This window comes from Bacillus hominis (assembly GCF_030348325.1).
GTDB lineage: Bacteria > Bacillota > Bacilli > Bacillales > Bacillaceae_G > Bacillus_A > Bacillus_A hominis.
The window spans coordinates 4,453,737-4,474,280 of sequence record NZ_JAUCFS010000005.1; the positions used below are offsets into that span (position 1 = coordinate 4,453,737).

General features: G+C 41.5%; 11 protein-coding genes, 22 tRNA genes and 3 rRNA genes. 2 read left to right on the plus strand and 34 right to left on the minus strand.

Annotated features, from left to right (window positions below; genetic code table 11):
• Window positions 1-30: 30 nt before the first annotated feature.
• Window positions 31-231, minus strand: a complete 201-nt coding sequence (gene cspD / locus QUF93_RS25715) for a cold-shock protein CspD (protein ID WP_001193051.1) — start codon at window positions 229-231, stop codon at window positions 31-33.
• A gap of 308 nt (window positions 232-539) precedes the next feature.
• Here cspD and QUF93_RS25720 point away from each other — a divergent pair, with 308 nt between their 5' ends.
• On the plus strand, window positions 540-1,322 hold the full coding sequence (locus tag QUF93_RS25720; RefSeq protein ID WP_002123441.1) for a TIGR00266 family protein: 783 nt from the start codon (window positions 540-542) through the stop codon (window positions 1,320-1,322).
• Between the two features lie 23 nt (window positions 1,323-1,345).
• Here the strand turns inward: QUF93_RS25720 and QUF93_RS25725 are convergent, their stop codons facing one another.
• Entirely contained in the window at window positions 1,346-2,116 is a 771-nt protein-coding gene (locus QUF93_RS25725) for a MerR family transcriptional regulator (protein WP_289360628.1), read from the minus strand.
• A 141-nt stretch (window positions 2,117-2,257) separates the two neighbouring features.
• On the opposite strand from QUF93_RS25725, the gene QUF93_RS25730 reads away from it, so the two are divergent.
• Window positions 2,258-2,980 carry a lipase family protein gene (locus QUF93_RS25730; protein WP_002112553.1) on the plus strand — a complete coding sequence of 241 codons (723 nt, stop codon included), beginning with the start codon at window positions 2,258-2,260 and terminating at the stop codon, window positions 2,978-2,980.
• Window positions 2,981-3,303: 323 nt separating this feature from the next.
• Here QUF93_RS25730 and glgP read toward each other — a convergent pair whose 3' ends face one another.
• The 32 genes from glgP to QUF93_RS25890 form a co-directional block, all read right to left on the minus strand.
• Entirely contained in the window at window positions 3,304-5,712 is a 2,409-nt protein-coding gene (glgP, locus tag QUF93_RS25735) for a glycogen phosphorylase (RefSeq protein ID WP_289360629.1), read from the minus strand.
• An 18-nt stretch (window positions 5,713-5,730) separates the two neighbouring features.
• On the minus strand, window positions 5,731-7,161 hold the full coding sequence (glgA, locus tag QUF93_RS25740; RefSeq protein ID WP_289360630.1) for a glycogen synthase GlgA: 1,431 nt from the start codon (window positions 7,159-7,161) through the stop codon (window positions 5,731-5,733).
• Window positions 7,162-7,297: 136 nt separating this feature from the next.
• Window positions 7,298-8,332, minus strand: coding sequence for a glucose-1-phosphate adenylyltransferase subunit GlgD (gene glgD / locus QUF93_RS25745; RefSeq protein ID WP_289360631.1), 1,035 nt, complete (start codon window positions 8,330-8,332; stop codon window positions 7,298-7,300).
• An 18-nt stretch (window positions 8,333-8,350) separates the two neighbouring features.
• Window positions 8,351-9,481 (minus strand): glucose-1-phosphate adenylyltransferase, encoded by a 1,131-nt coding sequence (glgC, locus tag QUF93_RS25750; RefSeq protein WP_000057600.1) that lies wholly within the window; start codon window positions 9,479-9,481, stop codon window positions 8,351-8,353.
• Window positions 9,429-11,366, minus strand: coding sequence for a 1,4-alpha-glucan branching protein GlgB (gene glgB / locus QUF93_RS25755; RefSeq protein ID WP_289375860.1), 1,938 nt, complete (start codon window positions 11,364-11,366; stop codon window positions 9,429-9,431). The genes glgC and glgB overlap by 53 nt, the downstream gene beginning before the upstream one ends.
• A 671-nt stretch (window positions 11,367-12,037) precedes the next feature.
• Window positions 12,038-12,982 (minus strand): L-lactate dehydrogenase, encoded by a 945-nt coding sequence (locus QUF93_RS25760; RefSeq protein WP_002112560.1) that lies wholly within the window; start codon window positions 12,980-12,982, stop codon window positions 12,038-12,040.
• 219 nt (window positions 12,983-13,201) lie between these two features.
• The gene (locus tag QUF93_RS25765; RefSeq protein WP_289360633.1) at window positions 13,202-13,570 is read right to left on the minus strand and encodes an RNA polymerase sigma factor; all 369 of its coding nucleotides are present in this window, start codon (window positions 13,568-13,570) and stop codon (window positions 13,202-13,204) included.
• A gap of 134 nt (window positions 13,571-13,704) precedes the next feature.
• Window positions 13,705-13,776 (minus strand) — tRNA-Glu (locus QUF93_RS25770).
• 6 nt (window positions 13,777-13,782) lie between these two features.
• Window positions 13,783-13,873 (minus strand) — tRNA-Ser (locus QUF93_RS25775).
• Between the two features lie 6 nt (window positions 13,874-13,879).
• Window positions 13,880-13,954, minus strand: a tRNA-Asn gene (locus QUF93_RS25780).
• A 7-nt stretch (window positions 13,955-13,961) separates the two neighbouring features.
• A tRNA-Ile gene (locus tag QUF93_RS25785) sits at window positions 13,962-14,038 on the minus strand.
• A gap of 10 nt (window positions 14,039-14,048) precedes the next feature.
• A tRNA-Gly gene (locus QUF93_RS25790) sits at window positions 14,049-14,119 on the minus strand.
• A 13-nt stretch (window positions 14,120-14,132) separates the two neighbouring features.
• Window positions 14,133-14,208 (minus strand) — tRNA-Lys (locus tag QUF93_RS25795).
• Window positions 14,209-14,218: 10 nt separating this feature from the next.
• A tRNA-Thr gene (locus tag QUF93_RS25800) sits at window positions 14,219-14,294 on the minus strand.
• A gap of 14 nt (window positions 14,295-14,308) precedes the next feature.
• Window positions 14,309-14,384: transfer RNA gene (locus QUF93_RS25805), tRNA-Phe, on the minus strand.
• A 12-nt stretch (window positions 14,385-14,396) separates the two neighbouring features.
• Window positions 14,397-14,472, minus strand: a tRNA-Asp gene (locus QUF93_RS25810).
• A gap of 3 nt (window positions 14,473-14,475) precedes the next feature.
• Window positions 14,476-14,552 (minus strand) — tRNA-Met (locus QUF93_RS25815).
• Window positions 14,553-14,578: 26 nt separating this feature from the next.
• Window positions 14,579-14,670: transfer RNA gene (locus tag QUF93_RS25820), tRNA-Ser, on the minus strand.
• A gap of 17 nt (window positions 14,671-14,687) precedes the next feature.
• Window positions 14,688-14,764, minus strand: a tRNA-Ile gene (locus tag QUF93_RS25825).
• 3 nt (window positions 14,765-14,767) lie between these two features.
• Window positions 14,768-14,843, minus strand: a tRNA-Met gene (locus tag QUF93_RS25830).
• A gap of 19 nt (window positions 14,844-14,862) precedes the next feature.
• Window positions 14,863-14,935, minus strand: a tRNA-Ala gene (locus QUF93_RS25835).
• Between the two features lie 13 nt (window positions 14,936-14,948).
• Window positions 14,949-15,021, minus strand: a tRNA-Pro gene (locus QUF93_RS25840).
• Window positions 15,022-15,031: 10 nt separating this feature from the next.
• Window positions 15,032-15,105: transfer RNA gene (locus tag QUF93_RS25845), tRNA-Arg, on the minus strand.
• A 3-nt stretch (window positions 15,106-15,108) separates the two neighbouring features.
• A tRNA-Leu gene (locus QUF93_RS25850) sits at window positions 15,109-15,196 on the minus strand.
• A 16-nt stretch (window positions 15,197-15,212) separates the two neighbouring features.
• Window positions 15,213-15,287 (minus strand) — tRNA-Gly (locus tag QUF93_RS25855).
• Between the two features lie 29 nt (window positions 15,288-15,316).
• Window positions 15,317-15,397 (minus strand) — tRNA-Leu (locus QUF93_RS25860).
• A gap of 23 nt (window positions 15,398-15,420) precedes the next feature.
• A tRNA-His gene (locus tag QUF93_RS25865) sits at window positions 15,421-15,496 on the minus strand.
• Window positions 15,497-15,505: 9 nt separating this feature from the next.
• Window positions 15,506-15,580 (minus strand) — tRNA-Thr (locus QUF93_RS25870).
• A 5-nt stretch (window positions 15,581-15,585) separates the two neighbouring features.
• A tRNA-Val gene (locus QUF93_RS25875) sits at window positions 15,586-15,661 on the minus strand.
• Window positions 15,662-15,667: 6 nt separating this feature from the next.
• Window positions 15,668-15,783 (minus strand): 5S ribosomal RNA (rrf, locus tag QUF93_RS25880).
• 101 nt (window positions 15,784-15,884) lie between these two features.
• A 23S ribosomal RNA gene (locus QUF93_RS25885) occupies window positions 15,885-18,795 on the minus strand.
• Window positions 18,796-18,940: 145 nt separating this feature from the next.
• Window positions 18,941-20,489 (minus strand): 16S ribosomal RNA (locus tag QUF93_RS25890).
• Together the 16S, 23S and 5S rRNA genes with 22 tRNA genes alongside form the textbook arrangement of a ribosomal RNA operon.
• Window positions 20,490-20,544: the final 55 nt, after the last annotated feature.

Here is a 20,544-nt window from a genome sequence, read left to right on the forward strand (position 1 = left end):
AAATTCGGAATGCTTTTTTTCGCTAGCTAATTAGTTTTTTGTAACGTTAGCTGCTTGTGGTCCGCGGTTTCCATCAACGATTTCGAAAGAAACTTCTTGACCTTCTTCTAAAGTTTTGAAGCCGTCGCCTTGAATAGCTGAGAAATGTACGAATACGTCTTCTCCGCCTTCAACTTCGATGAAGCCAAAACCTTTTTCGCCGTTAAACCATTTAACTTTACCTGTTTGCATGTCATGTACCTCCTAAATAAAAATGAAACTATGAATCCACATGAAAAGGTGGATATAAAGGACATGAATGTATAACAAGCTTACAGCCTTTAATACAACGTGCTTTATTTCCGTACCACATTATGTAGCTCAATAGTGTTTTCACTATATCATGCTATATCGAAAACGTCAAATGAGAACACTTTCACCCTATCGTTTTTTATAATCCTAGTATACTTAAATTTTTATTCAACAATTAACAAAACTACAGTATTCTAATTCTTTTAATTTCGGTACAATATAATTACTACATATGATGAGGTGAAAAAATGCAAGCACATGAAATCGAATATAAATTATATGGCGATGATATGCAGTTTGTTGAAATTGAATTAGATCCAGAAGAAAGCGTTATCGCAGAAGCTGGCGCAATGATGATGATGGAAGATCATATCGAAATGGAAACGATTTTCGGTGATGGTTCTGGACCATCTGGTGGTCTATTCGGTAAATTAATGGGCGCAGGTAAACGTCTCGTTACAGGTGAAAGCATGTTTATGACTGTATTTACAAATACGGGCCATGGCAAACGTCACGTATCATTCGCTGCACCTTATCCAGGAAAGATTGTTCCAGTTGATTTAACAGAATATCAAGGAAAAGTTGTTTGTCAAAAAGATGCATTTCTCTGCGCTGCAAAAGGTGTTTCTATCGGTATTGAATTTACGAAAAAAATAGGCAGTGGTTTCTTCGGTGGTGAAGGTTTCATCATGCAGAAACTTGAAGGTGATGGACTTGCTTTCATGCACGCTGGCGGAACTGTATATAAACGTGAATTAAAACCTGGTGAAAAGCTTCGCATTGATACAGGTTGTCTCGTTGCAATGACAAAAGACGTTAATTATGATGTCGAGTTCGTTGGAAAAGTAAAAACAGCTCTATTTGGCGGCGAAGGTTTATTCTTCGCTACGCTAGAAGGTCCTGGAACGGTTTGGATTCAGTCCTTAACACTTAGTCGCTTAGCAGCTCGTCTTACAAGCCCAGCAGCTCAAAGCAGCGGTGAAGGCAGCGTTTTAGGTGGACTTGGTCGTCTTTTAGATGGAAAAGAGTAAAAAGTGCCCTTATGGGGCGCTTTTTATTTAGGTGGACTATACAAACCATTTTGGATCATGTAGTATTCCATCGCTTTATTGAGCCATGCCTCTTCTTCCTCCGTATAAGGGGACGGCATCATATTATTATATCGTTCTTCTACACTCTCTAATTTACTTAAAGAGTACATTGCCTCTTCACCAACATACTTAAAGGTTGCTTTCATATGTTGATCCACAAGATTTTGTACTTCTGGGTCATCGATTGGTTTTCCAAATAACCTTTTTACTTCTTTTGCTAAGCGGACAAACTCTTTATCTAGTTCTATCATCCCTTCCTCATGTTTATTATATAATTCCTCAATCATTTCCCTCGGTATGGATTCCTCGAGCCATAATCGTTGTTCGTTTTCTTTTTGGATGCTACTAATTAAACTTATTAATATGTCACTATCTACCTGTTCATCTTCCTCAAGCAATAAAATTGTTCGTTCAATTGCCTTCATGGAAACCTCAAGCTGTCTCTTTTTCTCTTCGAAAGCTCTTTTCTGATTTTGCAACGTTTCCTTTAAGCTCATATTTAAACTCGGCATACCAAACATACAACGTATTTCATCTAGACTATATCCTAAAAGCTTCAAACTCACTATCTTTTGTAATGTTAAAATATCTTTCCCTCTATATGCGCGGTGGCCAGAGCTAATATTTTTTTCTGGATTAAGTAATCCAATCTCATTGTAATATTGCAGTGTACGTATCGATGTGCCCGTTCTCTTTGAAAACTCACCAATTGAATAAACTTCTTTTTTGCTCATCCTACACTCCTCCTAACAATATGTTTACAAAAATCATACTCCCTCACGTAACTGTAGGTTCAAGCCTTTTTTCAAAAAGAATGAATCAAGTCCCTCACTGCATATATTGAACTATACCTTTTCTTAAGGAGGGCTTTCTTGATGCGTACTCCTTTATCCTTTGATAAAGATACTGCCATATTATTAGCTTCTTGCTGCGATCTAACGTATGAACAATATAAGCAAAATGGGATTTTTGAAATACCTGATGGATTCCAATATGTACAAGGCTTTCAAGGAAAAGCGATTCAAACGATGGAATGGTTTGGGTTCATATTAGAATCTGAAGATACAATTATTGTAGCTTTTAGGGGCACACAAACAGATACAGATTGGATTATCGATTCACTCGTCAACCAAAGGCCATACCCATATGCTTTAAATAGCGGAAATGTTCATAACGGCTTTCTTTCAATTTATGAATCTTGCCGGGATCCTATTATGGATATGCTCGTATCGCTACCAGCCCATAAAAAACTTCTTGCAACAGGCCATAGCTTAGGAGGTGCACTCGCTACACTACACATACTAGATGCACGTATAAATACTGCCTTCGCACAGTACGGTCTTTATACATTTGCCTCTCCAAAAGTTGGAGATATCGCCTTTCGAAATTATTATAAACTGCAAGTAGCTAGTAGCTTTCGTTTTGTCAACTTATTCGATGTCGTTCCACTTCTCCCTCCCCGAAACATAAATTTTAATGATCGTGATTGGGAATATGCACACGTCCATCACAACATGACATTTACGAAAAACACAAAATCCATTACGAATAATCATTCCATTACAACATACAAAACATGTCTGACCTCTCATTTTTAACCAGTAAACAATTGGAAATTAAATATTTGTATACTATAATAATCTATGAAATTACTTTCGGATGAGGGGACCTTACATGCTAAAATTTTTCTTTACAATTTTTCTCATTATAATTTTTTCGTTTACGGGTTTCTTTACATTTTCATACTTTGCGACAGGGGAATATGGCGGAACAGGTATAATATATACATTCATGCCTTACCTTTCTTAAGCAAAATAAATAAAACGAGCTTAATCTCATTAAGCTCGTTTTATTTTTCTAAGCAAGCGTATCCCTGTTTTAAAAGTGAATAAATAAAAGCCCCTTCAAAAGGGGCTTTTATCTAAAAAAGTTTAACAGTATTACCAATACCCCAAATTTCATTACTGTACTGCAAAATTGTTCGATCACTCGCAAAATGCCCAGATTGTGCAATGTTCAAAATCGACATTTCCAGCCATTTCTTCCTATTTTCATAGGCCCTTCCAACAGCTTCTTGTCTTTCAGCATATGGGCTAAAATCTCGAAGAACAAAGTATTCATCATTTTGAATAACGAGGGAATCATAAATCGCTTCAAATTCAGCTCCCGATTGTGCAAAGAAACCATTCGTTAACTGATCGACTACTTTTTTAATGTGCATATTGTGATGATAATAGTCACTTGCACGATATCCGCCATTTTGGTAATAATGAAGAACCTCATCCGCCGTTAAGCCGAAAATGAAGCAGGCATCATCACCGACCCGATCTTTTATTTCAATATTAGCTCCGTCTAACGTTCCGAGTGTAATTGCACCATTCATCATAAATTTCATGTTACCTGTTCCTGACGCTTCTTTACTCGCAGTTGAAATTTGTTCACTTACATCTGCCGCTGGGAATACATCTTCCGCTAAAGAAACTCGGTAGTTTTCTAGAAAGATAACTTTCATAAATTGACTTACGTACGGATCGGTATTCACTTTTCTTGCAAGCTCATTTATTAATTTAATAATTTTCTTCGCATAATAATAGCCAGGTGATGCTTTCGCTCCAAAAATAAAAGTACGCGGGTAAAATGAAAAACTAGTATCCTCTTTTAAACGGTTATACAAGTACAAAATATGAAGAACATTTAATAACTGTCGTTTATAGGCATGTAACCTTTTCACTTGTACATCAAAAATAGAATTTGGATCAATAGTGATCCCCATTTTATTATGAATGCGCTCCGCTAAAATAATCTTACGCTCTTGTTTTACCCCTGCAAGCTTTTCTTGAAAACTAGTATCATGTATGAAGTTTTGCAACGCTTGCAGCTTAATCGGCTCTTTCTTCCACTCTTCCCCAATCGCTTCCGAAATAAGATTCGTCAGCTGCGGATTCGCCTTCATTAGCCAGCGCCTATGAGCAATTCCATTCGTTTTATTATTAAACTTATCTGGATAAAATTCATAGAACAATCGCATTTCACGCTGCTTTAAAATTTCTGTATGAATTTTCGCCACACCGTTAACGCTATGGCTACCAACAATCGCTAAATGAGCCATTTTCACAAGGTCATGCGCAATAATGGCCATGTCCTCAATACGCTTCCAATCGTACGAATAACGGTTCCAAAGCTCATGACAGAAACGTTCATTAATTTCTTCAATAATCATATAAATTCTCGGTAATAACGGTTTAAAAATGTGAATTGGCCATTTCTCAAGCGCTTCTGATAACGTCGTATGATTCGTATAGGAAATCGTCTGCGTTGTTATGCGCCAAGCTTCTTCCCATGTCAATTTTTCTTCGTCTAATAAAATACGCATAAGTTCTGGAATTGCTAGAACCGGATGTGTATCGTTTATATGAATCGCAATTTTTTCATGTAACTGACGAAGACTACCGTGTCTCTCCCTATGCATACGAACGATATTTTGCAAACTTGCTGATACGAGGAAATACTGTTGTTTTAAACGAAGTATTTTCCCCTCATCATGCGTATCATCTGGATATAAAAACTCCGATACGGCCTCTGTTTCACGCTTATATTTCAAAATATCTTTACAATTTTGCGGAAAAGGAACTGGCTCCGCATTCCAAAGCCGAAGCGTATTCACAGTACTTGTTTCATACCCTACAACTGGAACGTCGTATGGTACTGCCATAATAACTTCGGCATTTGTATGCCTGAACTCTAAACGTCCATCAATTTCTAGTGGTTCAACGTTGCCAAAATAACTTACTTCTACGGCTTGATCATACCTTCTTACTTCCCAAACGTTTTCATGAAGAAGCCACTGTTCTGGAAATTCTACTTGATAGCCATCAACAATTTTTTGATCAAACAGACCATGCTTATAACGAATACCACAGCCATGTCCTGGTAAGTTTAAAGAAGCGAGTGAATCGAGGAAACAGGCTGCTAAACGTCCAAGCCCACCGTTACCAAGGCCAGCATCTGCTTCAATCTCTTCTAACTCTTGCAAAGAAATTCCAAGTTCAAAAAGTCCTTTTTCGCATACATCTCGAATGCCTAAATTTAATATATTACTGCCAAGCAAACGCCCAAGTAAAAACTCAATGGATAAATAATACATTTGCTTTTGATCTCCAGAACGATAACTTTCATTCGTTGCAATCCACTGACTATTCATATACTCACGTACCATATGACCGAGCGTATTATACTGATCACGAGTTGTAGAATCTTTGAAACTTTTCCCATACATCGTTTCTAATTTTTCTAGAAAAGCGGATTTGAAGCTTTCAACATGAGTAAACATTTTTTCACCACCTGAATGTTATTCCATGAGACTTTTATACAATTTCTTGTATGCAAGAGCCGATTTCCCCCAGCTATAATCTTCAGTCATCGCTTGCTTTACAAGCTTATCCCATACCGGTTTATCTTGATAAAACTCAATTGCACGAAGAATCGTATGTAACATGTCATGCGCATTAAAATTCGTAAAGCTAAAGCCATTCCCAATTCCAGTTTCCTCATCGTAAGAATGTACAGTGTCATTTAATCCGCCTGTCTCTCTTACAATTGGAATCGTGCCATATGCTAGCGCAATAAGTTGTCCAAGTCCACACGGTTCAAACAGCGATGGCATTAAAAATAAATCGCTTCCCGCGTACACTTGGTGCGCTAACGCTTCATTAAATCCAATATATACTTTTACCTTTTCTGGATACTCGTATGCCATCCATTCAAAGAACTGCTCGTATTCAGAATCACCTGACCCCAAAATAATACATTGTACATCTTCTTCCATTATTTCACGGAATACAGTACGTACTAGATCAAGCCCCTTTTGCTTCGTTAATCGTGTTACCATCGAAATAACTGGTGTATCTTCTTTTTCTGGTAAACCAAAATAACGCTGCAATGCGCGTTTATTTTCATTCTTTTCATCTAGCGACTCTGCACTATACTGAGCCGTAATATATGGATCTGTTTCTGGATTATATACGCTCGTATCAATTCCATTTACAATGCCACTAAGCTTATCATTATATTTTCGTAGCAATCCATCTAACTTCTCACCGAAAAACTCATATTGAATCTCTTCTTTATATGTCGGGCTAACCGCTGTAATTTGGTCAGATGCGATAATACCGCCTTTCATAAAGTTCACGTTTCCATAAAACTCAAGCTGTTCATTATGAAAATATTCATGACCAAGCTCCAGTAAGTCGTACATCACTTCAGGAGGAAATACACCTTGGAACTGCAAGTTATGAATCGTATATACCGTTTTAATATGCTCATATAACGGGTTATCTTGATACTTTTCACGAAGTAAGAAATTCACCATAGCTGTATGCCAATCATGGCTATGAAGAACATCTACTTCGAAATCAAGATGCGGAATACACTCTAAAACTGCTTTTGAAAAATAAGAAAAACGCTCTCCATCATCATAATGGCCATATAGAGAATCTCTCTTAAAATAATATTCATTATCTATTAAGTAATACGTAATCCCATCCTGCTCACCTTTTAAAATCCCGCAATATTGGTTTCTCCACCCAAGAGGAACGTTAATTACTTTATGAAGCGTACATCCTTCTCTCAACTCTTTCGGGATAAGACTGTAGTTTGGAAGTATAATGCGAACATTCACTCCTAATTTTTTTAATTCCTTTGGGAGCGCTCCTGCTACATCGGCTAAGCCTCCGGATTTAATAAACGGTACACATTCTGATACTGCAAATAAAATATTCACCTGTTGTCCCACTGCACGAAAAGCGTATACATCATAAATCGCTCTTCTTACAGCTTCCTCCCTTCAAGTTTTCATATAGAATAAAACCTTAATTAGTGGGGGTTTTTTAAATCCCCCACTAATTATGACCTGCTATTTACGAATAACTATTGATTGTACTATTTTGTACACTACCTTTTTCTACAACATATGGCTCATCAGCAGTTCCTTTTAACACTACGCCGTCGCCAAGTTTCACATCTTTATCAATAATAACACCGTCTATTATGCAATTATCTCCAATTTGGCTCTTTTGCATAATAATACTATTACGAACAATTGAACCTTTTCCAATTTTAACAGAACGGGAGACAACACTATTTTCTACTTCACCTTCAATAATACTGCCGTTTGCAATCATCGTATTTTTCACTACTGCACCCTTCATATAACGAGTTGGTGGCTCATCTTTTACTTTCGTAAAGATTGGTGCTTCTTTCTTAAATAATTCCTTCCAAATAGAAGGCTTCAAAATTTCTAGACTATGTTTATAGTAACTTTCAATAGAATCAATAATAGCTACATATCCTGTATGCTCGTACGTAGAAATCTGCAGTGATTTCCCACTCTTTTCTCTCACTACATCAAATAAACTGTATTGCTCCACATCTTTATATGCCTCAAATAAGTCTAGCAATAATTGTTTCTTTAACACATACGTTTGAAGCGAAACCCCTTCATGACAAACTTCAGTAATATCAGCAGACGTATGTATATGTCGCTCTAACACTGCTTGAAAATTTAATGCTGTTACAAGATGGCTATTCGTAATAACAACATATTCTTCTCTGCTTCTTAGAAAATAATCAATATGTCTTCTAAAATGTGCAAAAGATCCAAATTCGTCATGATCACATTGGCAGTTCGGTGGGAATAAAAACAGTCCATCACGCTTTCTATCTAAATCCCACTGTTGTCCTGAACCGACATGATCCATTAAAGAACGATTTTTATGACTTGTAAAAACCGCCACGCTATGAATATTAGAATTCACCATATTTGAAAGCATGAAATCAATGAGTCGGTAACGGCCTCCAAACGGTAACGCCGCTAATGAACGATGCCCTGTTACTTTCTTTAAGGAAGGAAAACTTCCCGTTGCATTAATAATTCCTAACATTTTTTCTCCCATTCATTTCATCCCCCTTTTCTATTTCCCTTCAGCAATTAGTACTACATCATCAACATTTTTTTCTGGGCGAATTATTGTCCCATCTTCAATAACCATTTCTGATCCAACAATCGCTCTTTCAATCACAACGTTTTTACCAATCTTTGCCCCAGGCATAACGACAGAATCGATTACCATACTACCTTCTTCCACCGTCACTCCTTGGAATAAAACAGAATGCTTCACGTCCCCTTCAATGACGCACCCTTCATTAATAAGTGATTCTTCTACTTTTGCCTGTTCTGCAATATATTGAGGTGGCTCATTTGGGTTCACAGAATAAATACGCCAATTACGATCATTTAAATTCAACGATGTTTCATCGCGAAGTAAATCCATATTCGCTTCCCATAAGCTTTTCACCGTTCCAACATCTTTCCAATATCCTTCAAACGGATACGCCATTAGCTTCTTACCTTCATCTAATAAAAGCGGAAGTACATCTTTTCCGAAATCGTTACTAGATTCAGGATTTCTTGCATCCATTTCCAAATACTCTTTCAAGATTGCCCAGTTAAAAATATAGATTCCCATTGATGCAAGATTACTTCTTGGAAATTGCGGTTTCTCCTCAAATTCAACAACTTCCATCTCTTCATTTGTATTCATAATACCGAAACGACTCGCTTCATCCCATGGCACTTCAATAACAGAAATTGAAACGTCCGCTTCTTTCTCAATATGGTAATCTAGCATTTTGCTGTAATCCATTTTATAAATATGGTCGCCTGATAAAATAAGGACATACTCCGGTTCATACTGACTTAAATAGTTTAAGTTTTGATAAATGGCGCTTGCCGTACCTGTGTACCACTTCACACCTGAAGACTCCGCATAAGGAGGTAATACTGTGACTCCGCCGTTTACTCGGTCTAAATCCCATGCATTTCCGATTCCGATATAATTGTGGAGTTCTAACGGTTGATATTGCGTTAAAATCCCCACCGTTTCAATACCGGAGTTTGCACAGTTACTTAACGTAAAATCAATAATGCGATATTTACCACCAAATGGAACAGCTGGCTTGGCTAAATTTTTTGTTAATGCACTTAAACGACTACCTTTTCCCCCTGCTAGTAACATTGCTACGCACTTTTGTTTTTGAGCCATCTTGTTTTTTGCTCCCCTTTCTCGTCTTCACTGGTCGTAATATGGATACGCCAAATGGTGGAATTGTAATTTCTACATGTGCCGCTTGATTATGATATGGCTCTAGAATCGTCTTGAGACGTTTCTTATTAACTTGCCCCGATCCGCCATATTGCTCAGCATCACTGTTTAAAATCTCGTTATAATACTCGAAATCTGGTACACCTACTTTATAGTTTTCATATGTAGCTTTCGTAAAATTACATACGACAACTAACGCATCTTCCTGCTTATCCCCTTGGCGGATGAACGAGAAAATACTTTGCTCATTATTATTAGCATCAATCCACTGAAATCCTTCAGGCGAGTGATCTAACTGCCAAAGTGGTTTTGAGCGCTTATACAATGCTATGAGCTCTTTAAAGTAATCATGCATATAACGATGCATTTCAAAATCATGTAAATTCCAATCTAAATCTTCAAGGTCTTTCCACTCATCAAATTGCCCGAATTCTCCACCCATAAAGAGTAATTTCTTACCTGGATGAGTAAAGAAATATCCATATAATAAACGAAGTTGGGCGAACTTATCCCAGTAATCTCCCGGCATTTTATTTAATAACGACTTTTTCCCATGAACGACTTCATCATGAGAAAGCGGCAATATAAAGTTTTCAGAGTGAGTATATAGTAAAGAGAATGTCATTTTCTCATGAATGTATTTCCGGTACTCTGGTGCACATTCCATATATTTCAACACGTCGTTCATCCAACCCATATTCCATTTATAATTGAACCCAAGTCCACCCTCGTATGTTGGAGCTGTTACAAGTGGCCAAGCTGTTGAATCTTCTGCTGTCATAAGAAACTCTTCATCTTCTGCAAACACAGCTTCATTTAACTCTCGTAAGAAAGAAACAGCGTGTTCATTGCTTTGCTCTTTTCCTTCTTTATTCCAGTACAGCATATTCGCAACTGCATCTACCCTGAAACCATCAATATGGAAATACCTCATCCAAAATAACGCATTTGAAATTAAGAAATTACGTACTTCTCTTTTCCCTAAATCAAAATTAACAGTTCCCCATACCTGGTTTTCTTGTACATCTATATCTTTATATTCATAAGTCGGTGTCCCATCAAACAAATATAAACCGTGAGCATCTTTACAAAAATGCCCCGGCACCCAATCTAAAATGACACCGATTCCATATTTATGACATTCATCGACAAAATACATCAAGTCATGTGGCGTGCCGAATCTACTTGTAGCTGCATAATATCCCGTTCCTTGATATCCCCAAGAACGATCATATGGATGCTCAACAAGCGGCATAATTTCAATATGTGTAAATTGATGTTCCACCACATAAGGAATGAGCTCCTCGGCCATTTCTCTGTAAGAATACAGAGCGCCATCTTCTTTCTTTTTCCAAGAACCGAAATGTAATTCATAAACTGTCATCGCTTCTTTATAAATCGATTTTTTCTTTCTCTTACGAATCCAGTTTTTATCATTCCATTCATATCCCTCTATATCAAAAACTACAGATGCCGTATTTGGTCTTACTTCTGCATATACTGCGTAAGGATCTGCTTTTAAAATAACGGCACCATCCATCGTTTCAACCGCATACTTGTATATCTCATTCTCTTCAATATACGGTACAAACAAGGACCAAATCCCCTTTTCTGTCACTTGTAGCATCTTATGTTGCTCATAATCCCATTCATTAAAATCTCCAACAACACTCATTGCTTTCGCATGAGGAGCCCATACTGTGAATCGTACCCCTCGCATCCCATCTTCCGTCACAATATGTGCCCCAAAGATGTTATAACTGTCATAGTACTTTTCTGTATGAAACTCATCTCGTTTCACTTCTTCACAATTTATTACATCCAATATGTTCACCTCACTAAGATGACAGAAATTTTTTACTCTTTATCATTTCTGCGAAAAACTGAAATATCCTTGTTATTTTTTTAAAAATATACGTTTTTTTCTTTAATTTTGCTTAAAATATTCAAATTTACTGTGTAAAATATCGAATTTTGACGAATATTCATTGCAAACGCTTCATTTCCCCTTACTATTTTCACCTTTCATTGTTGCTCAATATTTACTTTATTGATTTCTCCCTGTTTTTCACACTATTTTCCACGTGAAATTCAAACAAAATAATCTGTCATAGAAAAATGTTTCTCAACATTTTTTGTGACAAAATTTATTGAAATGTAAAATTCATAAGTATATATTTATTCTCAATAAAGAACACCAAGATTTGCAACTATAATTCATAAGAACCAGATGCTACAAAATCACAAACACCTGTAGAAAAATCAAAAAGTGGGACACTGACAGATATTTTAAAGAAGTTAGGACTAACACCGAAAAAATAACATATAAAAGCACTCTATTCAAAAATAGAGTGCTTTTTTCTATAAACGACCCTTATCCAGCAAAAGGGGTATATTGGGGATATACAAGGGAAACCGGAAAAGGAATTTATATTAAATTATATAAAAACTCAGAGGTAGGAAGCAGTTTCCCGCCTCTGAATTATTTAGCAATTATTATAGTACTGGTGCCATTGTTTCTTTTAACACTTTTACAGAATGAGCGAATTTCGCTTTTTCTTCTTCGTTTAATTCAAGTTCTACTATTTCACGTACACCTTCGCGGTTAATAACAGCTGGAACACCTACGTAAGCATCTTTCTCACCATATTGACCTTCAAGGTATGCAGATACAGTTAATACGCTGTTCTCGTTGCTTAAGATCGCTTTAGTTACACGAAGTAGTGACATACCGATTCCGTAGTAAGTTGCGCCTTTACGCTCGATGATGTGATAAGCTGCATCGCGTACATTTTCAAAGATTTTATCTAAATCTTCTTGGTTATACTGTTCGTTGTTCGCTAAGATTGTTTCTAGTTTTTGTACACCTACAGTAGCGTGGCTCCATACTGGAAGTTCAGTATCACCGTGTTCACCAACGATGTAAGCATGAACGTTACGTGGATCTACATCTAAGTAGTCACCTAACATGTAACGGAAACGAGCAGAGTCTAAAGTTGTACCAGAACCAATTACGCGCTCTTTTGGTAAGCCAGATTCTTTCCAAGTTACGTAAGTTAAAATATCAACTGGGTTTGTTGCGATTAAGAAGATTCCATCGAATCCGCTATCCATAATACCGCGAACGATTTGTTTAAAGATCTTTGTATTTTTCTCAACTAAGTCTAAACGAGTTTCACCTGGCTTTTGTGGTAATCCAGCAGTGATAACTACTAAATCTGCATCTTTACAATCTGCATAGCTACCGCTCCAAACTTTTGTTGGTGCTGGAGAGAATGGTACCGCATGGCTTAAGTCCATTGCTTCCCCTTCTGCTTTTGCTTCATTTACATCTACAAGTACGAATTCTTCAGCTACACCTTGGTTGATCATTGAGTAAGCATAACTACAACCTACAGCTCCTGTTCCTACTAATACTACACGATTGATACCTTTTTTCATTTTAATTTCCCCTCTCAATTGTTTTACATATATTATTTATTATTGTTTAAGTAATTAATTAAAATACTAATTTAATGTTGTTTAACTTCTTTACATTCATATTGTAGCACGGATTATTGTGAATTACTTCACAAATTATGACCTATTTGTGAACTTTTTCACATAGAGTGTAAAGTTATCGTGGTAGGTGTGGAATCAATCTCAATTTAAGTGTTTTGTTTAGATTGTGAAAGGGTTTTTCTTATGTTTGTATACCGGATTCATCTTTCCAAGTATGCTTTGTATTTCTACTTGAAGCTCTTTTCTTAACAGTGATTCGTCTAGTCCCTTCGTCCCAATAAGTTGAATAGATTCAATCGGGATTTCTTCAATATGCTTTTGCCTTCTAGCTAGATCACGATGCCTATTAATCGCAACTTGAAATAACCATGTTTTTATATAAGTAATTTTCATATTTGGTATAGATAATAATGCTTTATGTACCGTGTCTTGAATGATATCCTCTGCTTCTACTGGTGTTACTCCAATTTTAAGTAAATACCTATAAATACTTTTAGATGTTTCTACAATAATCTTTTCATACTCCATCGCCCTCTCCTTTCTATTAGTTAGACGTTTGAAATAGAAAAAAGTATACAACATTTCATAAAAAAAGCGGACTATCCAAAGTCCGCTTTTACACAACAAAAAAGAGATAGCAGATTATGCTATCTCTTTTAGTATGACCCGTACGGGATTCGAACCCGTGTTACCGCCGTGAAAGGGCGGTGTCTTAACCACTTGACCAACGGGCCAAAATCTGGCAGAGAAGAAGGGATTCGAACCCTCGCACCGCGTTCGCGATCTACTCCCTTAGCAGGGGAGCCCCTTGAGCCACTTGGGTACTTCTCTATAATATGGCTCCGCAGGTAGGACTCGAACCTACGACCGATCGGTTAACAGCCGATAGCTCTACCACTGAGCTACTGCGGAATAATTATGGTGGGCCTAAATGGACTCGAACCATCGACCTCACGCTTATCAGGCGTGCGCTCTAACCAGCTGAGCTATAGGCCCATAATAGATAAGCGGGTGAAGAGAATCGAACTCTCGACCAGAGCTTGGAAGGCTCTTGTTTTACCACTAAACTACACCCGCATTAAATTGAAAATGGTGAGCCATGAAGGATTCGAACCTTCGACCCTCTGATTAAAAGTCAGATGCTCTACCAACTGAGCTAATGGCTCATTTTGAAAGTGGTGCCGGCTAGAGGACTTGAACCCCCAACCTACTGATTACAAGTCAGTTGCTCTACCAATTGAGCTAAGCCGGCTTGCGATTTCAAAATGGTGGCTCGGGACGGAATCGAACCGCCGACACGAGGATTTTCAGTCCTCTGCTCTACCGACTGAGCTACCGAGCCTTTATGTAAAAATGGCGGTCCCGACCGGGGTCGAACCGGCGATCTCCTGCGTGACAGGCAGGCATGTTAACCACTACACCACGGGACCATTTGGTTGCGGGGACAGGATTTGAACCTGCGACCTTCGGGTTATGAGCCCGACGAGCTACCGTACTGCTCCACCCCGCGATGATATAATATTTAATTTAAAAAAATGGAGGAGGTAGAGGGATTCGAACCCCGCGCGACTCTCGCCGCCTGTCGGTTTTCAAGACCGATCCCTTCAGCCGAACTTGGGTATACCTCCGAGATATGAACTTTGAGTGGTGGACCTTGTAGGACTCGAACCTACGACCGGACGGTTATGAGCCGTCTGCTCTAACCAGCTGAGCTAAAGGTCCTTATGGTAGCGGCGGAGGGATCGAACCCCCGACCTCACGGGTATGAACCGTACGCTCTAGCCAGCTGAGCTACACCGCCATAAGTGATATTCAATAAGTGGAGCCTAGCGGGATCGAACCGCTGACCTCCTGCGTGCAAGGCAGGCGCTCTCCCAGCTGAGCTAAGGCCCCATGTTTTGAAATATCGGGAAGACAGGATTTGAACCTGCGACCCCTGGTCCCAAACCAGGTGCTCTACCAAGCTGAGCCACTTCCCGTTAATAAAAACGCGCCCGAGAGGAGTCGAACCCCTAACCTCTCGATCCGTAGTCAAACGCTCTATCCAATTGAGCTACGGGCGCATATGGTGCCGAGGGCGGGGTCGAACCCGCACGGTGGTCACCCACCGCAGGATTTTAAGTCCTGTGCGTCTGCCTGTTCCGCCACCCCGGCATATCATATTGAAAATTGGAGCGGAAGACGGGATTCGAACTCGCGACCCCAACCTTGGCAAGGTTGTATTCTACCACTGAACTACTTCCGCAAGACATGTATGAGTTATTTTATTAAAAGTGCGGGTGAAGGGAGTCGAACCCCCACGCCAAAGGCGCCAGATCCTAAGTCTGGTGCGTCTGCCAATTCCGCCACACCCGCATATTATAATTTTAAAAGAAAAATGGGGCGACTGATGGGAATCGAACCCACGAATGCCGGAGCCACAATCCGGTGCGTTAACCACTTCGCCACAACCGCCATAGTTGCTGGTGCCGACTAGAGGACTTGAACCCCAACCTACTGATTACAAGTCAGTTGCTCTACCAATTGAGCTAAGTCGGCTAGAATGGTGGAGGATGACGGGATCGAACCGCCGACCCCCTGCTTGTAAGGCAGGTGCTCTCCCAGCTGAGCTAATCCTCCGGAATTGCCTGGCAACGTCCTACTCTCACAGGGACAAGGTCCCAACTACCATCGGCGCTAGAGAGCTTAACTTCCGTGTTCGGTATGGGAACGGGTGTGGCCTCTCTGCCATCATTACCAGACTGTATTCATTTAAGACAAGAACTATTGTAACTCATTTAACTTTTAAAGTCAACAAGTTTTTTATATTCTTTCAAAACTAGATAACATTGCTTCATATTATATGGTTAAGTCCTCGATCTATTAGTATTCGTCAGCTCCACATGTCACCATGCTTCCACCTCGAACCTATCAACCTGATCATCTTTCAGGGATCTTACTAGCTACGCTATGGGAAATCTCATCTTGAGGGGGCTTCATGCTTAGATGCTTTCAGCACTTATCCCTTCCGCACATAGCTACCCAGCTATGCCCTTGGCAGAACAACTGGTACACCAGCGGTGCGTCCATCCCGGTCCTCTCGTACTAAGGACAGCTCCTCTCAAATTTCCTACGCCCACGACGGATAGGGACCGAACTGTCTCACGACGTTCTGAACCCAGCTCGCGTACCGCTTTAATGGGCGAACAGCCCAACCCTTGGGACCGACTACAGCCCCAGGATGCGATGAGCCGACATCGAGGTGCCAAACCTCCCCGTCGATGTGGACTCTTGGGGAGATAAGCCTGTTATCCCCGGGGTAGCTTTTATCCGTTGAGCGATGGCCCTTCCATGCGGAACCACCGGATCACTAAGCCCGACTTTCGTCCCTGCTCGACTTGTAGGTCTCGCAGTCAAGCTCCCTTATGCCTTTGCACTCTACGAATGATTTCCAACCATTCTGAGGGAACCTTTGGGCGCCTCCGTTACACTTTAGGAGGCGACCGCCCCAGTCAAACTGCCCACCTGACACTGTCTCCCGGGTCGATAAGACCCGTAGGTTAGAATTTCAATACAGTCAGGGCGGTATCCCACCAGCGCCTCCACCGAAGCTAGCGCTCCGGTTTCAATGGCTCCCGCCTATCCTGTACAAACTGTACCAAAATTCAATATCAGGCTACAGTAAAGCTCCACGGGGTCTTTCCGTCCTGTCGCGGGTAACCTGCATCTTCACAGGTACTATAATTTCACCGAGTCTCTGGTTGAGACAGTGCCCAAATCGTTACACCTTTCGTGCGGGTCGGAACTTACCCGACAAGGAATTTCGCTACCTTAGGACCGTTATAGTTACGGCCGCCGTTTACTGGGGCTTCAGTTCAGAGCTTCGCTTACGCTAACCCCTCTCCTTAACCTTCCAGCACCGGGCAGGTGTCAGCCCCTATACTTCGCCTTACGGCTTCGCAGAAGACCTGTGTTTTTGCTAAACAGTCGCTTGGGCCTATTCACTGCGGCTTTCCGTTAAGAAAGCACCCCTTCTCCCGAAGTTACGGGGTCATTTTGCCGAGTTCCTTAACCAGAGTTCTCTCGCACACCTTAGGATTCTCTCCTCGCCTACCTGTGTCGGTTTGCGGTACAGGCACCTTTTATCTCGCTAGAAGCTTTTCTTGGCAGCAGGGAATCAAAGACTTCGCTCCATCAGGAGCTTCCCCATCACAGCTCAGCCTTCACGATAAGCGGATTTGCCTACTTATCAGCCTAACTGCTTGGACGTGCACAACCAATCGCACGCTTCTTCTATCCTTCTGCGTCCCTCCATTGCTCAAACGATAAAGAGGTGGTACAGGAATATCAACCTGTTGTCCATCGCCTACGCCTGTCGGCCTCGGCTTAGGTCCTGACTAACCCTGAGCGGACGAGCCTTCCTCAGAAACCTTAGGCATTCGGTGGACGGGATTCTCACCCGTCTTTCGCTACTCATACCGGCATTCTCACTTCTAAGCGCTCCACCAGTCGCTTCCGGTCTGACTTCACTGCACTTAGAACGCTCCCCTACCACTGATACCATTGGTATCAATTCACAGCTTCGGTGGTGTATTTAGCCCCGGTACATTTTCGGCGCAGAGTCACTCGACTAGTGAGCTATTACGCACTCTTTAAATGGTGGCTGCTTCTAAGCCAACATCCTAGTTGTCTAAGCAACTCCACATCCTTTTCCACTTAATACACACTTTGGGACCTTAGCTGGCGATCGGGCTGTTTCCCTCTTGACTACGGATCTTATCACTCGCAGTCTGACTCCTAAGGATAAGTCATTGGCATTCGGGTTTGACTGAATTCGGTAATCCGATGAGGACCCCTAGTTCAATCAGTGCTCTACCTCCAAGACTCTAACACTTAAGGCTAGCCCTAAAGCTATTTCGGGAGAACCAGCTATCTCCAGGTTCGATTGGAATTTCTCCGCTACCACACCTCATCCCGCACTTTTCAACGTGCGTGGGTTCGGGCCTCCATTCAGTGTTACCTGAACTTCACCCTGGACATGGGTAGATCGCCTGGTTTCGGGTCTACGACCACGTACTAAACGCCCTATTCAGACTCGCTTTCGCTGCGGCTCCGTCTCTTCAACTTAACCTCGCACGGGATCGTAACTCGCCGGTTCATTCTACAAAGGCACGCCATCACCCATTAACGGGCTCTGACTATTTGTAGGCACTTGGTTTCAGGATCTCTTTCACTCCCCTTCCGGGGTGCTTTTCACCTTTCCCTCACGGTACTGGTTCACTATCGATCGCTCGGTAGTATTTAGCCTTGGGAGATGGTCCTCCCAGATTCCGACGGAATTTCACGTGTTCCGCCGTACTCAGGATACATTCAGAGAGAACGAAGTTTCGACTACGGGGTTGTTACCCTCTGTGACGGACCTTTCCAGGTCGCTTCGTCTACCTCGTTCCTTTGTAACTCCGTATAGAATGTCCTACAACCCCAAGAGGCAAGCCTCTTGGTTTGGAGCTAGATTCCGTTTCGCTCGCCGCTACTCGGAAATCGCATTTGCTTTCTCTTCCTCCAGGTACTTAGATGTTTCAGTTCCCTGGGTCTGTCTTCCATACCCTATGTATTCAGGTAAGGATACCATACCATTACGTATAGTGGGTTTCCCCATTCGGAAATCTTCGGATCAAGCTTACTACAGCTCCCCGAAGCATATCGGCGTTAGTCCCGTCCTTCATCGACTCCTAGTGTCAAGGCATCCACCGTGCGCCCTTTCTAACTTAACCAAACTAAAATTAAAAAATATGAGCTACACTGTTATCTAGTTTTCAAAGAACATACATTTAAACTTGAGAGATAGTTCTCTCAAAACTGAACGAAACGAAACAAGTCAACGTTTATTGATGAACTGCGTTCATCAATTCTCCATAGAAAGGAGGTGATCCAGCCGCACCTTCCGATACGGCTACCTTGTTACGACTTCACCCCAATCATCTGTCCCACCTTAGGCGGCTGGCTCCATAAAGGTTACCCCACCGACTTCGGGTGTTACAAACTCTCGTGGTGTGACGGGCGGTGTGTACAAGGCCCGGGAACGTATTCCACCGCGGCATGCTGATCCGCGATTACTAGCGATTCCAGCTTCATGTAGGCGAGTTGCAGCCTACAATCCGAACTGAGAACGGTTTTATGAGATTAGCTCCACCTCGCGGTCTTGCAGCTCTTTGTACCGTCCATTGTAGCACGTGTGTAGCCCAGGTCATAAGGGGCATGATGATTTGACGTCATCCCCACCTTCCTCCGGTTTGTCACCGGCAGTCACCTTAGAGTGCCCAACTTAATGATGGCAACTAAGATCAAGGGTTGCGCTCGTTGCGGGACTTAACCCAACATCTCACGACACGAGCTGACGACAACCATGCACCACCTGTCACTCTGCTCCCGAAGGAGCTCTATCTCTAGAGTTTTCAGAGGATGTCAAGACCTGGTAAGGTTCTTCGCGTTGCTTCGAATTAAACCACATGCTCCACCGCTTGTGCGGGCCCCCGTCAATTCCTTTGAGTTTCAGCCTTGCGGCCGTACTCCCCAGGCGGAGTGCTTAATGCGTTAACTTCAGCACTAAAGGGCGGAAACCCTCTAACACTTAGCACTCATCGTTTACGGCGTGGACTACCAGGGTATCTAATCCTGTTTGCTCCCCACGCTTTCGCGCCTCAGTGTCAGTTACAGACCAGAAAGTCGCCTTCGCCACTGGTGTTCCTCCATATCTCTACGCATTTCACCGCTACACATGGAATTCCACTTTCCTCTTCTGCACTCAAGTCTCCCAGTTTCCAATGACCCTCCACGGTTGAGCCGTGGGCTTTCACATCAGACTTAAGAAACCACCTGCGCGCGCTTTACGCCCAATAATTCCGGATAACGCTTGCCACCTACGTATTACCGCGGCTGCTGGCACGTAGTTAGCCGTGGCTTCTGGTTAGGTACCGTCAAGGTGCCAGCTTATTCAACTAGCACTTGTTCTTCCCTAACAACAGAGTTTTACGACCCGAAAGCCTTCATCACTCACGCGGCGTTGCTCCGTCAGACTTTCGTCCATTGCGGAAGATTCCCTACTGCTGCCTCCCGTAGGAGTCTGGGCCGTGTCTCAGTCCCAGTGTGGCCGATCGCCCTCTCAGGTCGGCTACGCATCGTTGCCTTGGTGAGCCGTTACCTCACCAACTAGCTAATGCGACGCGGGTCCATCCATAAGTGACAGCCGAAGCCGCCTTTCAATTTCGAACCATGCAGTTCAAAATATTATCCGGTATTAGCCCCGGTTTCCCGGAGTTATCCCAGTCTTATGGGCAGGTTACCCACGTGTTACTCACCCGTCCGCCGCTAACTTCATAAGAGCAAGCTCTTAATCCATTCGCTCGACTTGCATGTATTAGGCACGCCGCCAGCGTTCATCCTGAGCCAGGATCAAACTCTCCAATAAAGTTAGTTTGTCTAGCATCTAAAAATAAAAAATTGACGTTCACGTTGTTTGTTTC